General features: G+C 35.3%; 1 protein-coding gene. It reads left to right on the top strand.

Annotated elements, in window-relative coordinates:
- The coding region (locus ACFIK8_RS10535) for a DNA topoisomerase (RefSeq protein WP_375669398.1) at positions 1-258 on the top strand (258 nt) is incomplete at both ends.

Here is a 258-nt window from a genome sequence, read left to right as displayed (position 1 = left end):
CTTTATTTCTGTCTACACTGATCAACGAGATGAAGAAAACAATGAAGAAAATGAAATAACACATCTGCCACAAATTAATACTGGTGAAACGCTTACAAAAGAAAAAGTTGAAGCCATACAACATAGTACAGAACCACCTCCCCGTTATTCTGAAGCTTCATTAATTAAAAAGCTTGAAGAGTTAGGAATAGGTCGTCCGTCAACCTATGCATCCACATTAGCTACATTGTCTGATCGTGGATATATTATAATTGACAA

Source organism: Bartonella sp. MR168JLCBS (assembly GCF_042194175.1).
Note: the sequence above shows the minus strand (reverse complement) of the source record. Positions and strands in the feature narration are given on the sequence as shown.